31 protein-coding genes are annotated in these 16,386 nt (G+C 43.5%); 13 read left to right on the top strand and 18 right to left on the bottom strand.

The features are described from left to right. Positions 1-46: 46 nt before the first annotated feature. On the top strand, positions 47-199 hold the full coding sequence (locus MNV_RS19275) for an FmdB family zinc ribbon protein (protein ID WP_179293759.1): 153 nt from the start codon (positions 47-49) through the stop codon (positions 197-199). A gap of 104 nt (positions 200-303) precedes the next feature. Here MNV_RS19275 and MNV_RS21115 read toward each other — a convergent pair whose 3' ends face one another. From MNV_RS21115 to MNV_RS02635, 3 genes are all read right to left on the bottom strand, one after another. After that, the gene (locus MNV_RS21115; RefSeq protein ID WP_096203834.1) at positions 304-402 is read right to left on the bottom strand and encodes an SEC-C metal-binding domain-containing protein; all 99 of its coding nucleotides are present in this window, start codon (positions 400-402) and stop codon (positions 304-306) included. Between the two features lie 99 nt (positions 403-501). Then, positions 502-936, bottom strand: coding sequence for a helix-turn-helix domain-containing protein (locus tag MNV_RS02640; RefSeq protein WP_096203833.1), 435 nt, complete (start codon positions 934-936; stop codon positions 502-504). Continuing rightward, entirely contained in the window at positions 923-1,693 is a 771-nt protein-coding gene (locus MNV_RS02635) for a winged helix-turn-helix domain-containing protein (protein ID WP_096203832.1), read from the bottom strand. Before MNV_RS02635 ends, MNV_RS02640 begins: the two co-directional genes overlap by 14 nt. Positions 1,694-1,840: 147 nt before the next feature. Here MNV_RS02635 and MNV_RS19270 point away from each other — a divergent pair, with 147 nt between their 5' ends. The 7 genes from MNV_RS19270 (at position 1,841) to MNV_RS02605 (ending at position 5,201) form a co-directional block, all read left to right on the top strand. Then, the gene (locus MNV_RS19270) at positions 1,841-2,005 is read left to right on the top strand and encodes a hypothetical protein (RefSeq protein ID WP_179293758.1); all 165 of its coding nucleotides are present in this window, start codon (positions 1,841-1,843) and stop codon (positions 2,003-2,005) included. Further along, positions 2,002-2,241 carry an MTH865 family protein gene (locus tag MNV_RS02630; protein WP_096203831.1) on the top strand — a complete coding sequence of 80 codons (240 nt, stop codon included), beginning with the start codon at positions 2,002-2,004 and terminating at the stop codon, positions 2,239-2,241. The genes MNV_RS19270 and MNV_RS02630 overlap by 4 nt, the downstream gene beginning before the upstream one ends. A gap of 33 nt (positions 2,242-2,274) precedes the next feature. After that, entirely contained in the window at positions 2,275-2,814 is a 540-nt protein-coding gene (locus MNV_RS02625; RefSeq protein ID WP_096203830.1) for a peroxidase-related enzyme, read from the top strand. 3 nt (positions 2,815-2,817) lie between these two features. Then, entirely contained in the window at positions 2,818-3,522 is a 705-nt protein-coding gene (locus MNV_RS02620; protein WP_096203829.1) for a flavodoxin family protein, read from the top strand. Positions 3,523-3,565: 43 nt separating this feature from the next. Further along, positions 3,566-4,342 (top strand): sulfite exporter TauE/SafE family protein, encoded by a 777-nt coding sequence (locus MNV_RS02615; protein ID WP_096203828.1) that lies wholly within the window; start codon positions 3,566-3,568, stop codon positions 4,340-4,342. A gap of 224 nt (positions 4,343-4,566) precedes the next feature. Beyond that, on the top strand, positions 4,567-4,944 hold the full coding sequence (locus tag MNV_RS02610) for a flavodoxin family protein (protein ID WP_096203827.1): 378 nt from the start codon (positions 4,567-4,569) through the stop codon (positions 4,942-4,944). Beyond that, positions 4,908-5,201 (top strand): hypothetical protein, encoded by a 294-nt coding sequence (locus MNV_RS02605; RefSeq protein WP_143311593.1) that lies wholly within the window; start codon positions 4,908-4,910, stop codon positions 5,199-5,201. The genes MNV_RS02610 and MNV_RS02605 overlap by 37 nt, the downstream gene beginning before the upstream one ends. 26 nt (positions 5,202-5,227) lie before the next feature. On the opposite strand, the gene MNV_RS02600 is transcribed toward MNV_RS02605, so the two are convergent. Continuing rightward, entirely contained in the window at positions 5,228-5,482 is a 255-nt protein-coding gene (locus MNV_RS02600) for a thioredoxin family protein (protein ID WP_096203825.1), read from the bottom strand. Positions 5,483-5,603: 121 nt separating this feature from the next. On the opposite strand from MNV_RS02600, the gene MNV_RS02595 reads away from it, so the two are divergent. Then, entirely contained in the window at positions 5,604-5,975 is a 372-nt protein-coding gene (locus MNV_RS02595) for a winged helix-turn-helix transcriptional regulator (protein ID WP_096203824.1), read from the top strand. A 56-nt stretch (positions 5,976-6,031) separates the two neighbouring features. On the opposite strand, the gene MNV_RS02590 is transcribed toward MNV_RS02595, so the two are convergent. From MNV_RS02590 to MNV_RS02570, 5 genes are all read right to left on the bottom strand, one after another. Continuing rightward, complete coding sequence (locus tag MNV_RS02590) at positions 6,032-6,577, bottom strand: hypothetical protein (protein ID WP_096203823.1); 546 nt, start codon at positions 6,575-6,577, stop codon at positions 6,032-6,034. Positions 6,578-6,732: 155 nt separating this feature from the next. Continuing rightward, entirely contained in the window at positions 6,733-7,164 is a 432-nt protein-coding gene (locus MNV_RS02585) for a hypothetical protein (RefSeq protein WP_096203822.1), read from the bottom strand. 49 nt (positions 7,165-7,213) lie between these two features. Next, positions 7,214-7,750, bottom strand: coding sequence for a DUF6789 family protein (locus MNV_RS02580; RefSeq protein WP_096203821.1), 537 nt, complete (start codon positions 7,748-7,750; stop codon positions 7,214-7,216). 87 nt (positions 7,751-7,837) lie between these two features. Then, positions 7,838-8,101, bottom strand: coding sequence for a hypothetical protein (locus tag MNV_RS02575; RefSeq protein WP_143311592.1), 264 nt, complete (start codon positions 8,099-8,101; stop codon positions 7,838-7,840). A 77-nt stretch (positions 8,102-8,178) separates the two neighbouring features. Next, entirely contained in the window at positions 8,179-8,574 is a 396-nt protein-coding gene (locus MNV_RS02570) for a diacylglycerol kinase family protein (protein WP_096203819.1), read from the bottom strand. 169 nt (positions 8,575-8,743) lie between these two features. On the opposite strand from MNV_RS02570, the gene MNV_RS02565 reads away from it, so the two are divergent. Beyond that, positions 8,744-9,937, top strand: coding sequence for an oxygen-binding di-iron domain-containing protein (locus MNV_RS02565; RefSeq protein ID WP_096203818.1), 1,194 nt, complete (start codon positions 8,744-8,746; stop codon positions 9,935-9,937). Between the two features lie 48 nt (positions 9,938-9,985). Here the strand turns inward: MNV_RS02565 and MNV_RS02560 are convergent, their stop codons facing one another. The 8 genes from MNV_RS02560 to mntA form a co-directional block, all read right to left on the bottom strand. Further along, a complete protein-coding gene (locus MNV_RS02560) occupies positions 9,986-10,189 on the bottom strand; it encodes a TRAM domain-containing protein (protein ID WP_096203817.1) in 204 nt (67 codons plus the stop codon). Between the two features lie 161 nt (positions 10,190-10,350). Next, entirely contained in the window at positions 10,351-10,824 is a 474-nt protein-coding gene (gene mobB, locus MNV_RS02555; protein ID WP_096203816.1) for a molybdopterin-guanine dinucleotide biosynthesis protein B, read from the bottom strand. Then, positions 10,821-11,564 carry a formate dehydrogenase accessory sulfurtransferase FdhD gene (fdhD, locus tag MNV_RS02550; RefSeq protein ID WP_096203815.1) on the bottom strand — a complete coding sequence of 248 codons (744 nt, stop codon included), beginning with the start codon at positions 11,562-11,564 and terminating at the stop codon, positions 10,821-10,823. The genes mobB and fdhD overlap by 4 nt, the downstream gene beginning before the upstream one ends. 1 nt (position 11,565) lies before the next feature. Then, positions 11,566-12,189, bottom strand: a complete 624-nt coding sequence (gene mobA / locus MNV_RS02545; protein WP_096203814.1) for a molybdenum cofactor guanylyltransferase — start codon at positions 12,187-12,189, stop codon at positions 11,566-11,568. A 2-nt stretch (positions 12,190-12,191) separates the two neighbouring features. After that, positions 12,192-12,878: a RadC family protein gene (gene radC, locus MNV_RS02540; protein ID WP_096203813.1), complete on the bottom strand. Its 687-nt coding sequence runs from the start codon at positions 12,876-12,878 to the stop codon at positions 12,192-12,194. Between the two features lie 101 nt (positions 12,879-12,979). Further along, on the bottom strand, positions 12,980-13,588 hold the full coding sequence (locus MNV_RS02535) for a TIGR00296 family protein (RefSeq protein ID WP_096203870.1): 609 nt from the start codon (positions 13,586-13,588) through the stop codon (positions 12,980-12,982). A 213-nt stretch (positions 13,589-13,801) separates the two neighbouring features. After that, positions 13,802-14,083, bottom strand: a complete 282-nt coding sequence (gene hepT / locus MNV_RS20450) for a type VII toxin-antitoxin system HepT family RNase toxin (RefSeq protein ID WP_408735551.1) — start codon at positions 14,081-14,083, stop codon at positions 13,802-13,804. Positions 14,084-14,215: 132 nt separating this feature from the next. Beyond that, complete coding sequence (gene mntA / locus MNV_RS02525) at positions 14,216-14,677, bottom strand: type VII toxin-antitoxin system MntA family adenylyltransferase antitoxin (RefSeq protein ID WP_096203812.1); 462 nt, start codon at positions 14,675-14,677, stop codon at positions 14,216-14,218. Between the two features lie 83 nt (positions 14,678-14,760). Between mntA and MNV_RS20445 the strand changes: the two genes are divergently transcribed. From MNV_RS20445 to MNV_RS02515, 3 genes are read left to right on the top strand one after another with little or no spacing between them, the layout of a single operon-like run. Continuing rightward, the gene (locus tag MNV_RS20445; RefSeq protein ID WP_256999914.1) at positions 14,761-14,889 is read left to right on the top strand and encodes a hypothetical protein; all 129 of its coding nucleotides are present in this window, start codon (positions 14,761-14,763) and stop codon (positions 14,887-14,889) included. After that, positions 14,886-15,170, top strand: a complete 285-nt coding sequence (locus MNV_RS02520; protein WP_096203811.1) for a BrnT family toxin — start codon at positions 14,886-14,888, stop codon at positions 15,168-15,170. Before MNV_RS20445 ends, MNV_RS02520 begins: the two co-directional genes overlap by 4 nt. Before the next feature lie 16 nt (positions 15,171-15,186). Next, a complete protein-coding gene (locus tag MNV_RS02515; RefSeq protein WP_218837867.1) occupies positions 15,187-15,420 on the top strand; it encodes a CopG family antitoxin in 234 nt (77 codons plus the stop codon). A 202-nt stretch (positions 15,421-15,622) separates the two neighbouring features. Here the strand turns inward: MNV_RS02515 and MNV_RS02510 are convergent. Next, positions 15,623-16,386: restriction endonuclease subunit S (locus MNV_RS02510; protein ID WP_179293757.1), on the bottom strand; the 764-nt coding region annotated here is incomplete at its 5' end.

The following is a 16,386-nucleotide window of genomic DNA, read 5'->3' as shown; positions in this document are numbered from 1 at the left end:
AACCGATTAATACTTAAAAATCATTGAGTATAACAGAGGTGAGACCATGTGTTTAGTAGATTCCTCAACCAGTATAGACATCGATTCCGGTGAATTGGGGACGCAGTACAAGTGCGAAGACTGTAACACCAGGTTCCGCGGGATAGGGAAAAAGATACGCTGTCCCTCGTGCGAATCAACCAACGTTAAAAAGATGTAACTCCATACATTAAAAAGGTGGACAGAAAATCTGTCCGGTTCAGAACACTTGCAATAATTTCGCCGCAACTGCCACAATAGCGACCATTGCGATTACAGTTTTCTTTATTTCTTTCCGCAACAATCCCTGTACTTCTTTCCTGACCCGCAAGGACATGCGTCATTCGGTGCGGGGGTCTTTTTTGATCCGCAACAGCTTGCCATATTTTTCACCTCTTTCTGTGTTTTTTTTCCGGCAATAGTATAATATTACATCATACATCATAAGTCTCTGGAGGTAGTGAGAAAAATAAGCACACCCTGTTATTGCTTCTCGAACTTCATTACAAGCTTGCTCATCATATTATACCAGACTTGAAGCTCCCGCTCCATGATTTTCTTTGTTTCATCGATCGGTGTAGCTATATAAATATACGCAAACCCCCCTACGCCGAGCACCCTGAACTTCCGGTTAATCATGCCTTTATCCATTAATGTCTGGAGGGAACGCTGGATTGAGCTTCTATCCTTATTAAGGAAATCCGATATTTCCATGATCGTTGAGCCGGCATGGTCAAGAAGATAAAAATATACCTCGATTTCATAGTCCTTTATCTTAAAAACGCATCGCATGACACCGTTGAATTTAGGCTCCGAAGCCATCATAAGTTCTTCTACGGTCTGGAATCCGGCTTCATGCATTTTATTTTCATTTTTCAAAGAGTTCATAAATTCACTGTACCTTTTACTTAATACCATGAACTGTCTCAGGATTTAATACGAAATACATATCACCGACGCTTTTCAGGATTTTGAATCCCTTATCCGTAATCATGTAGTCTCCCCGCTCATGGCGCTGCAGGATCATTCTGCTGTCAAGCAGTTTTTGCAAATGGAAGAGTAAATTCCCCCCGCGAAGCCCTGTTAGTTCGGAAAGCGCGGAAAAGGTTTTTGTTTCTATTGCTATTGCTTTCAGTATTTGCAGGCGCTGTTTGTTGGATAGCGGTTCAAGTACTTCGATTATGATATCATCCGGGATAGGGGAAATCTCATGTTTTTTGTCTTCATTTGCATTATAAATCCGAAGAGAACGCATCAGACTGATCTCTTTTCCAAAGAGGTCCTGTACCTGTGAAAAGCATTTCTCGCACTGCTTCGACGGGGCATTACTCCTCATGTCGTTTAATTCGGACTGGTTTTTCAAAATAACATCTTCATGGACCTCGCCCTGCTTTATCAGACCCGCATTCTTTTGAAGGAATCCGGTGAAGTTTGATTTACAGGTCTCCCGCATATCGCATTTTTTGACCATATTATTTTCAAGCCCACCCTCGATATCATCAATAACGTGCCCGATAATCGCGTTAGTAAAATTGGTACGGGAACCTGAAAGAACATGCTCAAGATGCTGCTGGCTTGACTGCTCGATAAATCTTTTCATGTCGTTATGAATCTCATACAGTTTCTCTTTTATTTCGAGGATTTCCCTGTAAGGACTCTCTCTTTTATTCGCCATATAAGAGGTTATTTTGTCGTATCAGGCTAAAAAGGTTTCTATTGCAACCTTGAAGGTTATGTTTGTATATTAAAATGTAGTTTGTACATTTTCATGACGGCTAAGTATATGAGATTAACTAAACTATATGGTTTTGAGGTGAACTAAATGCCCGAATGGAAATACACGAACAAAAAAGTAACAAAAGAAGAAGCCCAGAAATCGTTAGCTGCGGTAAAAAGCGCATGCTTTCGCTGTGAGACGCATAGCAACGACTGTCCGATCTCAAAAACAGCCGGAGAGATAAAAACAATGACTGAGGTAAAAACATGAGTGTCAGAGATGAGATCCATGCCCAGATTACCGGGGCACTTAAAAATGCAAAGTTTCCAATAAATACACCGGAAAAACTCCTTGCTGCATTCCCCGACGGCGCAAATACCACATGCAAAGCTGGTGACATTGAAGTAACCGCCGGTGAAGCCGGAAAGCTGCTAAAAGCAAGCGATTTCCCCTTTAAGAGCGCAAAACAGGTAGCGGATGTGATTGTTCAAAGGGCAGGGCTGTAAGCCCTGTTTATTTTTCTAAAATCAGTGATTAACATGACAAGAATCAAACCCATAGAAAAAGAAGAAGCAAGTGATGAAGTCAGAGCCATTTATGAGGATATCGAAGCTGCATTCGGTATGGTTCCGAACCTGTTTAAAACATATGCCCATTTTCCTGCATTGCTGCGGGTGAACTGGGAGAAGACAAAAACCCTGATGATGGGAGGCGAAATTCCACGGGAACTGAAAGAGAGCATAGCCGTCGTGGTATCCGCAGCAAACGTATGTAATTACTGCGTGGCGGCGCACTCTATGGCACTTATGATGATGGGTTTTCCTAAAGAAAAAATCGATACCCTGACAAAAAACATCGAGAGATCGGAATTGTCCCAGAGAGACCAGAAGATTCTGCAATATGCAAAGAAAGCAACGCTCACGCCCCATAAAATCACAGACCGCGAAACAGAGGAACTGAAATCAGCAGGTCTCACCGATAGCCAGCTCGTAGAGATGCTTGGTGTCATGGAACTTTTCACAGGCTACAACAAGTTCCTCGATGCCCTTGCTGTAGAGATCGATTTCCCGGAGGCGTAAATAATGAAAGTGCTCGGAATAAGCGGAAGTCCCACAAAAGAGAGCAATACGGATGTGTTGATTAGAGCGATACTTGAAGCCACAGGGGCAGAGAGGGAGTTCATCAAGCTTTCGGAAATAAAAGTAGGTCCATGCATCGCGTGCATGAAATGCGTATGCACGAATGAATGTGTCCTTAATGACGATTTTAAGTGGCTCTCCAGGAGAGTGATGGAGGCTGATGCCATCATTATAGGGTCGCCAACATACTACGGTGCAGCGAGCGCTTTTATGAAGGCTTTCATAGAGAGGCTCTACTCAAAGAGGCATATAAAACTCCTGATGCGTGGAAAAATTGCTGCAACCGTGGCTGTAGGAGTTGCTGCTGAAAGGATGGTAGCAGAGTGGATGGGAAACGCACTTCGTGCCGGAGGCGTAGAGATAGTCGGGAGCATGACCGCTAAAGGGACGCCCTGCTGTTTCGTGTGCGGTCCTGGTGAGACGTGCAATTATACAGTCTGGAATGCATACTCGAAAGAACTGACAGGTATGGATCTGGGTGTTGAAGAAGCATATAAGGATTATCTTGAGATCCTCCCGGATAACAAACCGTATGCACACGGCTCAGCTAAATTCCTGAAAAGCTACAGGTCTGTAAAAGATGAACCTGCTGTTATGGATGAAGCCAGGAGGATAGGTAAACTTATTAAAGAGAGGTTAGAGAATTAAGCTGATTTAACATGCCTGTATCGGGAATAAGGTGGATTTTATAATGGATTTCACCTTCTGGTATCTTTTTCCTGCTGGAATAATCATTGCCATCATCTCGATGTCTGCGGGTATCTCGGGTGCTAATTTCTGGATACCGGTGTATATATATTTTATCAGGATTGATCCTTCAGTATCTTTCTGGCTGGCGCTTGTTACTATGCTGTTCGGATTCGGCAGTGGCGTGGCAAGAAATATTTACCAGGGAACGATCGACTGGTACATCGTCAAACAATATTTAATCCCCTCAATACCGGCTGCTATCATCGGTTCTCTTCTGGCATCTTATATTAATGGAAATCATCTTTTATTAATTTTCAGCTCGTTCATATTCATATTCGGGCTGTATCAGCTCATCATCTGTATCACTTCGAGGAAGGAACAGCTAAAACACCGGAGAATTTACTGGGAATTTGGTTTAATTGGTGGTTTCTTAAAAGGATTAATTGCAACAGGTCTTGGCAAGTTGATAATTCCCGGGATGTGGGATCATGAAAGAATAAAAAGCCCATCGCATGTCATCGGTTCAACTATCGTTATTCTATTTATTGTTGATCTTGTAGCTGCTCTTATCAGGATGAACCATAATTTTGTAAATGAACTTATTGAGAATAGAACAACGATATTCTATGTTCTGTTTTTCGTATTACCATCAGTCGTCATCGGAGGGCAGATAGGACCACGGATCATCAGAAATGCTGATGTCAGGCATCTGAAAATATTTATCTCGTTGACGTTGATATTTGTCAGTATCCTGATATTTTCCAGATTGCTGGCGTGATAAAAAATCAACAGTAATTCTATATTTAACTTCGAGATAATAACCCTCTTCAGGTTGTGAGCATAATAAGCACACCCGATTATAATATATATTTTCAAACTTCATTTCAATGTTTCCTATTATAACTTTCAAGGTTATGTTTGTATATTAAAATGTAGTTTATACATTTTTATGACGGCTAAGTATATGCGAATAACTACACTATATTGAATTGAGGTAATAAAATGAAAGTACTTGGAATAAGTGGAAGCCCGGTTAAAAGCAGCAACACCGACAGGCTGGTTAGAACCATCCTTGAAGCCACGGGTCTTGATTACGAATTTATCAAACTTTCAGGGTACGATATCCACCCATGCAGGGCATGCCTTGGCTGTGCCGGGGACAATATCTGCAAGCAGAAGGACGACTGGCACATAATCGAAAATAAAATCAAAGAGAGCAGGGCTATTGTTATCGGCGGCTATCCCACCTACGGTACTCTTGATTCAAGAACAAAGATGCTGACCGAACGGATGTATTCCATGCATCATCAAAAAATGCTGAATAAAGGTAAGATCGGGGTAGCGTGGCAGTCGGGGTCGGAAGAGGGATACCAAGCGTAGACCATGCCGCAGACCAGATCGCCGCTTTTATGGAAATGGAGGGATTTAACGTCATCGGTAAGCTCAGCGGGACAGGGAATGTCTCTTGTCTTTCGTGCGGATATGGAGGTACCTGCAGGATAAGCGCAGTTCCACTATTGTTCGGTATAGGGGCTGTCCCCTCAAAGGATAAATACATGGCGATAGAAGACCAGAAAGATGTCATTGAGAAAGCGAATGAAATAGGGCATAAGATCAGGGATACGCTCATAAAATAATGTGCTTGAAAGAAGGGCATGTAGAGCTACATGCCAAGAACTTTCTTAACTTTCTCAACCGTCGGCTTGCCTTCAATTGCAATCCTGCCGTCAACTACGATGGTAGGCATGGCTTTGATGCCGTATTTTTTCGCTTTGGCAAGGCATATCTCAGATTCGCATTTTTCTGCCAGGTTGTACTCTGTCAGTGTGCACTCACTGCATTTTGCCTTTTCCACGATTTCCACCGCTTCCCTGCACAGATAGCAGCCGGATGTGAAGATTTCGATTTCGTGTTTCATAGTTAGTCCCAGTATTTAAATACAGGTCTTTTCACCTCCTTTAGTTTGTTATTTAAAGTAAGTACCTAAAAGTATTTATAGGCGCAAGTATAAGAAATATAAGCAGCTTTAAGCGAGGAAAATGACTTTACAAAAGGAAAGTAACTGCATCTGCCCGCTTGGCGGAGTGATGGACGTTATCAGCAAAAAATGGGCACTGCTTGTTATTAACACCATCGGCAACTCTAAGAAAATAAGGTACAGCGATATAAGAGACATCCTGGGGGAGATCAATTCCAAAGTACTCTCGGACAGACTGAAGGAACTTGAAGAGGCAGGGCTGATTAAAAGAGAAGCTTATGCAGAAATACCGCCCAGGGTTGAGTACTCGCTGACATATGACGGAGAAGCCCTGCGAAAGGCTATAGTACCTCTGATGAAATGGGTATATTCAAAAAATGCTGAAAGAACAAATACGCCATGTGACATCGCATATCTGGAAAAACCAGCTTAAAAATAATTAACAGCCTCCGAAAAGGCTGCCTGCTTACAGGCAGCCCTTTTCGGATTTCATTCGGGGGGCGGGGTGGGCATGAATTTTGTGTCAAGACCAGGCGTTACATGACCCCACGGGGCATCTAACTCTTTTACTGCAATGTGCCGTATCCAGAATCCCTGAGTACCTGGAGCCAGTGCTGAGCCGTGTCCCCCGTTCATTCCATGGAAGTGCACGTATCCTTCCTCTTTTGGCTGGTCTGATTTAAGGAATTTGCCGGGTATTCCATCTCCGATCCATAAGAGGTTCCTGGCTTCTCCCACAGGACCGTCAAAATGCAAAAATATCATTTTTCCATCGGGCAACATTTTCACCATATGGTCGGGCATATCCGGGGGCGCCATGTCTGTATATAATGCCTTAAGTTGTCTCCATAAACCAGCATCCTTTTCCAGAGCCACGACTTTTGTCTGGAGGGAGGAAATCTGCGTATTCAGAGAGTCTATTTCTGCTTGTTTTTCAGAAATCTTTTCGTTTACATTTTTTCCATTTATTGCATAGCCTGCACTGATACCTACTATCAAGAAAACCAGTGCGACAGCTATTATTTTACTGTTCATGTTTTTACCTCCGTTTTTATACGTCTTTTTCAGATAATTGTATAATATACAATATGGTGGATAATCCCATGGAGGTTATGAGTATAATAGGCACACCCGATCATCTCTTTTCAAACCACTGGATCCGAGAACCGCCATATTGTTCATCTTGCCAGTTAGCATGAGCACTTCTCCATACTATCCGATAGTCTGTGCAGGGCGAATAGCAGCAGCATTATGGAAACTATCTCCAGCCACAGATTCCTGCTTAAAATAAATGCGAGCGGTGCTGAAATCCCAAGCAGTGATACCAGCAGAGGTGTGCATATGGGGCATGCTGATGTAAAAAACCCAATAAACATACCTACCAATCCTGCTTTTTCGTGTTTTTTAATTCTATTTTCCTTCTGATTATAAATAAAGACTGTAAGATAAATCCCTGAGAGGATCGCCATGGTTATTGTCAAAATACCATTGAGCGGGTTTATCTCTACTCCCATGGTCAGATTGGTGAATATTGCATAAATAAGGGTCATAACCACAGCAGAAAATACCGCCAGAGCCAGATATTCCCTTCTTCTTAAAATTTTGATGATATTGTCCAACATAAAGTCCCTGTAACGAATAATTGCTGCCTGCTCTTACAGGCAGCGCATTTCAAATCTCAGGTCGTACACATGCTGTGCATGCCGGCTGTGAAACTGACGCTGATTTTGTTGCGGCAAAGACGAGAACTCCTACACTTACTCCGTACAGGAGATGTTCGATTAAAGCGATGCCAAGTACCATTGGAAGCATACCCGCAGCCGCTGGACCCATCATTTTCATCATTATTGGAGCGAACCCGTACATTACAGTAGGGAGGAAGATGATTAACCATATGATAGCTCCATATAGAAGTCCAATTCCGGTTGCCTTTTTCCAGCTCGTTAATCTAAGAAGCTCTACCGACGATACTATAATCCCAAGGACTGCGCCGAGTATCATGCCTAATAGATAGTGCGCCAAAAATCCTGCACTTATGGCTGCGTTCCCTGTGCCGCCGACAAAGGTTCCCATGATAACGAAATCTGCTAATACCGGCATTCCCATCATTGCCTTGCTGCCTATGAGAATGAGTGTCATAACAGTGGCTCCGATGAAGCCTCCTATTATTCCGCCTATAATACTTCTTCCTGATATTTTATTTTTCATAGTTTTTACCTCACTCAATATCTGAGGTCATTTCAATAAAATGCAGCGGGGTAGTGAGCAAATACGTCACTACCGGTTATTTTTAAATTATCCAGCTCTTTTTACGAGCTTTACTGCTCTTGCAGCAGCAGGAACATAGCGCATCCGCACCTCATCATCACGACTAAGTGGAGCCAGCGGATTTCCATCAACTATCAGGCATGTGCCTTTATGTAGACCTGTGACGACCACATTATCCACCGGGGATTCACCGCCGCGCTTTATGCGTACCTCGGAATCCGTGGTTCCGGCTTTTGAAGGAGGAGAGGGCTTCTTCCTTCCGTTCATGAACTCTACTGCGCTAACCTGCACCACCCCTCCTTCAAGTGTTGTAAGGACAGTATCACCCAGGACTACATCATTAAAACCGAGCCCTACCTGTTCCCCATTCAGGGATGCCAGTATCCCTCGACCTCCTGAACGAGGAGAGTAGATGGATCAAGCCTATCAAGCCACTGAGACCTTACAGTTATGAGATGTCCGGCATTAGTGCTGCCTGCCCCGACGCTTAGGATGGGTGTGACCGCGCCTGCTTTAAAGAGACCGTATGCAACATCCGACATGGTTCCATCGCCTCCTACCACCAGGATAGCGTCAACACTATATGCCAGGTCAGCCGCAGCAGCAACAGTCGCATCTCTTCTAGCCCGGAGGTGCGGACGGATTATATGGCTATCTCTGAACATCGAAATTGCACTGGATGCCATGTTCTCAATGAATGCTCCGCCAGCGCCTGCCGCCGGGTTCACTATAACCCCAAGCTTTTTGATATTTAATCTGGACATGATTTATCCGTTCCTAAGTTAATCATTGATGATATTGAATAAGAGATTATATGGTGGTTACCGATTCAAAGGTTCGCATAGTCTTCAATAGTGTTAAATACGTTCAAAATAGAGATACAAACACAGGATTTCGGAGTATCAAGAAGTGTAATTCAAGGAGTGAAATAAAATGGCAGTTGAACTGAAAGACGGTGTTTACTGGGTTGGTGTCGTTGACTGGAATATAAAGAAATTCCACGGGCATGAATATTCAACCCACAGGGGCACCACATATAACGCTTACCTGATCGTAGATGAAAAAACAGCTCTTGTAGATACGGTCTGGGGACCTTATTCGCAGGATCTGATAAATAACATTGAAAAGATAACCGACATCAAAAAAATCGACTATGTGATAGCTAACCATGCCGAAGTAGATCACTCAGGCGGGCTTCCTGAAGTGATGAAGTATATCCCCGACGCTACGGTCGTTGTTTCGGAAAGAGGGCAGGAAAGCATCTTCAAGCACTACCACAGGCGCTGGAATTTCAAGACAGTGAAAACGGGCGACAGCATCAGCCTGGGCGAGAACAAGCTGGTTTTCGTGACAGCCCCCATGCTCCACTGGCCTGATAGCATGTTCACGTATCTCACAGGCAAGAACATCCTGATGCCCAACGATGCCTTCGGCATGCACTACGCATCCGCAGGGCGTTTTAATGATGAGGTTGATGAGACCGAGGTATACCAGGAAGCAATAAAATTTTATGCAAATATCCTCACTCCTTTTAGCGAGCTCGTGATCAAGAAGATTGATGAGTTCAAAAAGTTGAACATCCCGGTTGATATCATCGCGCCGAGTCACGGGATCATATGGAGAAAAGACCCGATGCAGATAGTTAACAAATACTACGAATGGGCATCCGGGAAGAGCGACGATTCCACCGTGATAATCTACGATACCATGTGGAACGCCACTGAAAAAATGGCACATGCAATAGCACAGGGACTTGCAGAAGAGGGGATGAAGTTCAAGCTGTTCAATATGGCGGTGTGCGACCGGAACGATGTGCTGACAGAGATATTCAAATCCAGAGGGATACTCATCGGCTCGCCCACGTTGAATAATGGTCTCCTGCCGACTATCAAGCCCATACTTGAGGACCTGAAAGGATTGAGGTTCAGGAACAAAGTAGGCGCAGCTTTTGGTTCCTATGGCTGGAGCGGGGAGAACGTGAAGATCATCGAGGAGAACCTGGAGAGAGCAAAGATAAAGAAAATCCAGGAAGGAATAAAAGTCAAGTGGCAGCCCACAAAAGAAGAGCTTGAGAAGTGCACGGAGTTCGGCAGGAGCTTTGCAAAAAGCTTAAAAAGCTGCGAATAATTTAAAAAACAATAGGAAAAATAAATATAATCAAATTAGTAGAATATTTTACTCTACTTTTTCTGCAAATGCGAACTTCCGCATCACTTTATTGACTTTGATCTTGACCTTGTCGCCTTTTTTTGTCTGCGGCACGAAGATAACAAAACCTTTTACCCTGGCAATGCCGTCGCCCTGTTTTGCAATATCATCTATCGATACTTCATATGTTTCCCCGACTACTACCGGAGCGCTTCTTTCCTCATCTCTCATCAAGATTACACATCCTTACGGTTATACTCTGTCCCGGCAAACAAGAACTGCAGAAATAGTGATTACCTTTACTGCTGTAAATGCCATACCACGACAGCCTTCTGTTGACTACAATTGTATAGCTTCACAATACATAAAACTTTGCTTAAGTTAAAAGTCTCTTATCTTTTTGAAAAACCCAGGATTCTTTCAACAATACTGTCGATATCGTTAATCTCCAACCCTGTTTTGCCTACTACAGCCACGACCTCGCATCCCCGTTTGAAAGTTTCTATATCCCCGCTGCTATCAGCAAGTATTATACGGGGCTTATCCGAAAGCGCGAACCCGTCGGCAAGCACGATATCATTGTCCGCAAAGTACCTGTCAAGTATCTCGCCAAGCTCTATCTCGCCTTTTACGTTTTTTATAACCGCAAGCTTAACAGGCGAGGATATTGCCACAGTATCAGCTCCCGCTTTTGCATATTTCCATGTATCTTTGCCTTCTTTATCCATCTCAAAATCATCGTGCTTGTGATGTTTTAAGGCGCCAACCCGGAGACCACGGCTTTTAAGCTCCTTTACCAGCTCCTCCATCAGCCGTGTTTTTTCGCTTTTGCTTTTTCCCACGATGCAGATTACAGGCGGGGTCATAAAAGCCTCTCAGGATGCGTGAAAACCGAGAGCTTATCGTGAGAAACAAAACATATAAGGCAAATACCGGTGCGCAGAGCCGCCTCCACGCCCGTATTCAGGGGTGCGGTCTTTGTTGCCACAAGAGGAATTCCCGCACGGGCAGCCTTCAGCACCATGCCTGCCGACTGCCTTCCAGTAGATAGCAGGAAATGGCGGCTGACATCGATACCATCGAGGCATGCGCGCCCCACGACCTTATCAAAGGCATTGTGCCGCCCCACATCGATCGCCTTGATAACGCATTCGCCACCTGTGTTTACAAGGCATGCCGCGTGGGTTCCGTGCGTCTTTCTGTATATCTCCGAATCCAGAGAGCCAAGGCTTTTCCTGATAATATCAGCATTGAATCTCGTATCCGAACTTACATTAATCTCTTCATTCTCATCCCACCGCACACCCACACATCCTGAGGAGCGCAGTTCGCGCCAGAGCTCAAAATCTTCAGTAGTTTCTATTTCAGCGTAGATCGCTTTCCCGTCTATGCTAAGCCTCCTGACTTCATCCTGTGATTTGACGACCCCTTCGCAGATGAGATAGCCTAAAGCGAGCTCTTCTAACATTTCAGGCGTGGCTAAGACAGCAGCCATGTGAATCTTATTCACGAAAATATCAATGGTATCTTCAACTGCTACCGAATACATTATTTCACGCGAGCCATTACCGCTCAATTCCCTTGCTTGATATTGCTTTGTGTGCATATTAAAACGTTTCAGATAATTTCCGGATATCCTCGTAAGTATTGATATTTATAAATGTTCTTAGCTCCGGGTCAATCTTTTTGATATCTTCCACCGGGACATATTTAACATTAAGTTTGAACACCGGAGCCAGGATTACAGTCTCGCCTTTCTCTATCGCCTTTTTTGTCTCGCGTATCATTGGCTCACACCTGTAAACGGCATGAAGCGGCTCAAGAAAACCGTCAATCCAGCGCGGGATGGCAGCATCGTAATGTTCACTTTCTTTAAAGAGCATCTTTACGACCTTTTCGTTTATGAAAGGCATGTCGCAGGCTGCGACAAAACAATATTCATCTTCACAAACCTCAAGTCCGGAAAGTATGCCTGCAAGCGGTCCGGTCTCTTTGTAGGCATCGTATGCAAATCCGTACTGTGTTTTAACCAAACCCGGCAGGCGGGAGTCAAGCAGTTCACCCTGCGCCCTGTCGCGCACGGATATTATGATGTTATCCACGGCTTTTTCCAGTCTCCTTATAATGGCGGCTATCAGCGGTTCGCCGTTGATATCTATAAGCGCCTTTTCCTGGTAACCCAGGCGGCTGCCTTTTCCGCCTGCAAGGATGAGCGCAGAATAAGACCCCATGATCAGATATGTCCCGCCTCTTTCATGCTGAAATGCCTGCCATCGCCGATTATAACATGGTCGAGCACATCGATCCCGATTATCTTTCCGGCTTCAATCAGTTTTTTCGTTACTTCGATGTCTTCCCTGCTCGGCGTCGGGTCGCCTGACGGGTGATTATGAGCCACGATTATGTGCGCCGCGGATACAGCCAGGGCGGTTTTGAAAACTTCTCTCGGATGCACAACGTTAGCATTGAGAGATCCTATAGAAATAATCTCCTCCCTGATTATCTGGTTCTTGGTGTCAAGGCAGAGCTCGATAAAATTCTCTTTCTTCTGCTCCCTCATTCTGGGGTAGATACGCCTGTACACGTCTTCAGGGGAGTTGACTTTGGGTTTCACCTCTTCATTGAAAGATTCAAGCCTCCGTGCTATTTCAAAACAGGCTGCGATCTGGGCAGCTTTACTTTCTTTTATCCCATGGATATTCATCAACTGGGCGATGTTAATGGTCGAGAGCTGTTTTAAATTATACTCGGATAATAATCTCTGGGAAAGATTTATCACGTTCTCCTGCTTCGAGCCGGTTCTCAGGATTATCGCCAGAAGCTCGGAATCACTCAGCGCTGCCGCCCCGTTCTTTATCAACCTCTCCCTGGGTCTTTCTTCTTTTTGCATATCAAGGATTCTGAGCCTGTATTCCTGCATGACTTCCTTACAATTATTTTTATAGATTAAAATCTTTCTAAAAACTTCGGCGCATGTACGGGTTTATATGCTATTATCAAATGTTATGCAGGAAACTATAATCAGCACTCTTCGGATAATATTTTTTCCCTTATCTCCCCGCCGGGCAGGACTTCCTGGAATATCTGTCCCTCAAAGGAATAAACATCTGCGCCGTTAAGCCATGCATCCGGCATAAGTCCCGCCTTCATGCACGTCTGGCATAAGAATTCGGTGCAATCAAAACCGTGCTCTACAGCAACCTGCGGGAGCAGGAGACCCTGGCACCTGTTAGCCGCAACTATCAATCCGTGCCTGCCGATCACTATCTTGTCCGGGAGTTCTTTTGGCTTTGCCTTGATGCGCTCAGGGACTGTAAGTACCGTTACCTCGATAACAAGATCATCTATTTCATCAGGTTCTACCGGGTAAAAGCGCGGGTCTTCCCTGGCAGCATTGATAGCAGACAGTATTATCGCCTCGCTCAGCGGCATTACGGGATACGGTCTGCCTATACAGCCGCGAAGCTCCCTGGAGTCTGCGTTCTTATTCAGCGTAACGAAAACGCCGCGATTTTCACGAAATACAGCGGGCAGGTTATCAGGACTGATCTTTTTCCCGTTATTAAGACATTCCTCTATGGCATGGCGGGCAAGCCTCACTGCCAGTTCTCCCTCGGATTTTGTAAGCATGTTCATGGATTATCCTGCCGGGATATATGCTTTTTCAAGATAAATATAGTATTTTGTAAAAACAATTAAAAAAAAACAAAAGAATACTCTCTACATAATTGGCAGGGAGAGAGGCGATAGAACACGGATGACACGGATGCGACGGATACGCACGGATTTTCATCTGTACATTTTTCAGCCATTAGCTCAATATCTCTTTCCCCACACTATATTTCAATATTTAGTCAAATAACGCGCTATGTATTTACCAAATTGCTCAATATCATCAATATTATTCTGCAAGTAATAATAGAGCTTCTCGATGTCTATTTTTGCGTACATATGAACGAGTAAATTCCTGAATCCCGCAGATGGTGTAAATTTTACAGCAAAATCCTCTGGTAAAATACCATGCTCTCCAAGGATCAAAAACACTTCCTGATATGTTTCAGGTCGTTCTAATTTTTCTCTTGAAATTATCATTTCGCCAATATCGATAGTACATTCTAATGCAATCTCTAAATATCGCTCGACTGCTCCCTTAAGGGTTATGGTCTGTCCGTATGTCTTCTATTTTAAAATGTTGATAGCCTTTTAATATGTCCACATATTCCCCAAGCCGTTCAAGTTTGGATGAAATTTCATCATTCACGAAAAACCAGCCTCAGCAATCCTTTTCAGAGTTTTTTCCGTATGCCTCTTTATGTAATATTTTTCATCCATATACATAGAAAGGGTCTTTGTTTCAAACTTTACTCTTTCTATCTCATTGGATTTTAAAATAATTCCATCTTTTATAATGTTATATGTTAAAAGCAAAGGCGCTTCGTTTAAAACAACCAGGTCTATTTTGTTTTTCTTAATTAAAATGGCTATCTCACTTATTAATATTAATTCCAGATCGAAGCGGTCTTTTTTAGATAATTTTTCATCAAGCAGGACTCCAATATCAACATCGCTCAATCTGCCTGTATCGCCCCTGACTGTTGAACCAAAAAGATAAGCAAGTATTACGCTATCTTTACTGCTGAAATATTCTGTTAATTCTTTTTCGTATGGTATCATGCTTACTCTACAATTTGTTTTTGCTAATATATGTTCTTCGCTCATGTGTAGTATATTTATGCGGTAGCATAACAGGCGCAGGCATCATTAGAATTTATATTGAATTATAATTATTAAAATCCCGGCGCGTGAAGGCCGTGAAGGAGCGGCGGGCTGCCCTGAACGCCTGCCCCAGGCGCACTGCCGGTATTTTGAAGGGCTGTGCCTGCGCAAAACCATTACTACTAAATAATAGAAAAGAGAAGTATATACATTGAAAATAATTGGTTTTATCTGGCATGAAAAAATTATTGAAAAGCTTGAGCAGAAACATAATGTACAACAATATGAAGTACGAGAAGTCTTTGAGAATAACCCAAAGTTTCGTTATGTTGAAAAAGGATTACAACCTGATGAAAATGTATATGCGGCATTCGGGAGGGCTATCTCTGGGAGATATCTGATTATATTCTTTATTTACAAAACTGATAAGCAGGCGCTTGTCGTATCCGCCAGGGACATGACACGGGCAGAACGGAAGAAATATGAAGAAAAATAAAAGTTCAATATCGAAAATGCAGACCCATGAAGAAATCGGCGAATACTGGGATACTCATGACCTCACCGAGCACTGGGAAGAGACAAAACCTGCTGAATTCGAAATAGATATCCAATCCGAAGTGACATACTTCGCAGTTGAAAAGCAATTATCCGAAAAGATCAAAGCTTTTGCCAGACGCCGGGGTGTATCACCGGATACGCTTCTGAATTTGTGGGTACAGGAAAAATTACAGGAGCAGAATATTTAAAAGGGGAATTAATTAAAATTTCGGCACCGGCAGGAGCGACGGTCTGCCCTGATAGCCTGCCCCAGGCGCGCCGGCGGTATCCGGAAAGGCTGTGCCTGCGCCTGTTATGTGCGCAGGGGTGGGCGGTCAGGGGGCGGGACAGGGATTACACGGATCGGACGGATGGGCATAGATTTTTTTCAATTTTTTTCTGTTTCATTTATTAGCCCCAGACCTCAGCAATCTTCTCCTTTATCTTCCCCTCAAAAAGCTCGATCAGTTCCTTATTTGCCTCGACCAATTTCTGCTCCTCTTCGATTTGGGCAACGATTCCCTTTTGAACATCGAGGGGCGGTAGAGGAATTGGCATTTTGTTTAATTTATCTTGATTAATTTTTGGTTGAGCACATCCTGTTATATAACTTTCAAGGTTTATGCTATTAAGATAAACTTCAACAAATTTTTGTGTTTCGATATTTTTAAATCTTAAAACATGAGCGTGGTTGTTTACCCAAGTTTTGCCACTAATAGAGAATGCGATAGGTGTATTTCTCGATATGAGGTTAGCTCCATCTTCCGAAATCAATAATAGTTCCTCGTTAAAAATAAAATCATCTACATAATCAACAATCCCTGAGGCGCCATAGTACGGATATGTGCCATTTTTTCTATCTGATTTTGTCACAGGTTTTCTTTTACTATCAAGGTTCTTACACATATCCTCCAACTCCACCACCTCCCACCCCTCATCCACCTTTATCCTCGGCTTATAATTCTCCACCACCTGCCGCGCCCCATCGATGATTTTCTGGTAGCCCTCTATTTCAGCTACGATCTCCTGCTGGACAGACAGGGGTGGGAGAGGTATCTTAATCCTTTCAAAGTCCCCCTTCGTAATATGAACCAAACCAACTCCACCATGTAAATTTTCTTCTACTTCTGTAACTGATTCTTTTAATATTAAGGATTGATGATTAAATAACATTC

Origin of the sequence: Candidatus Methanoperedens nitratireducens, from assembly GCF_900196725.1 — an archaeon.
GTDB classification, from domain to species: domain Archaea; phylum Halobacteriota; class Methanosarcinia; order Methanosarcinales; family Methanoperedenaceae; genus Methanoperedens; species Methanoperedens nitroreducens_A.
Note: the sequence above shows the minus strand (reverse complement) of the source record. Positions and strands in the feature narration are given on the sequence as shown.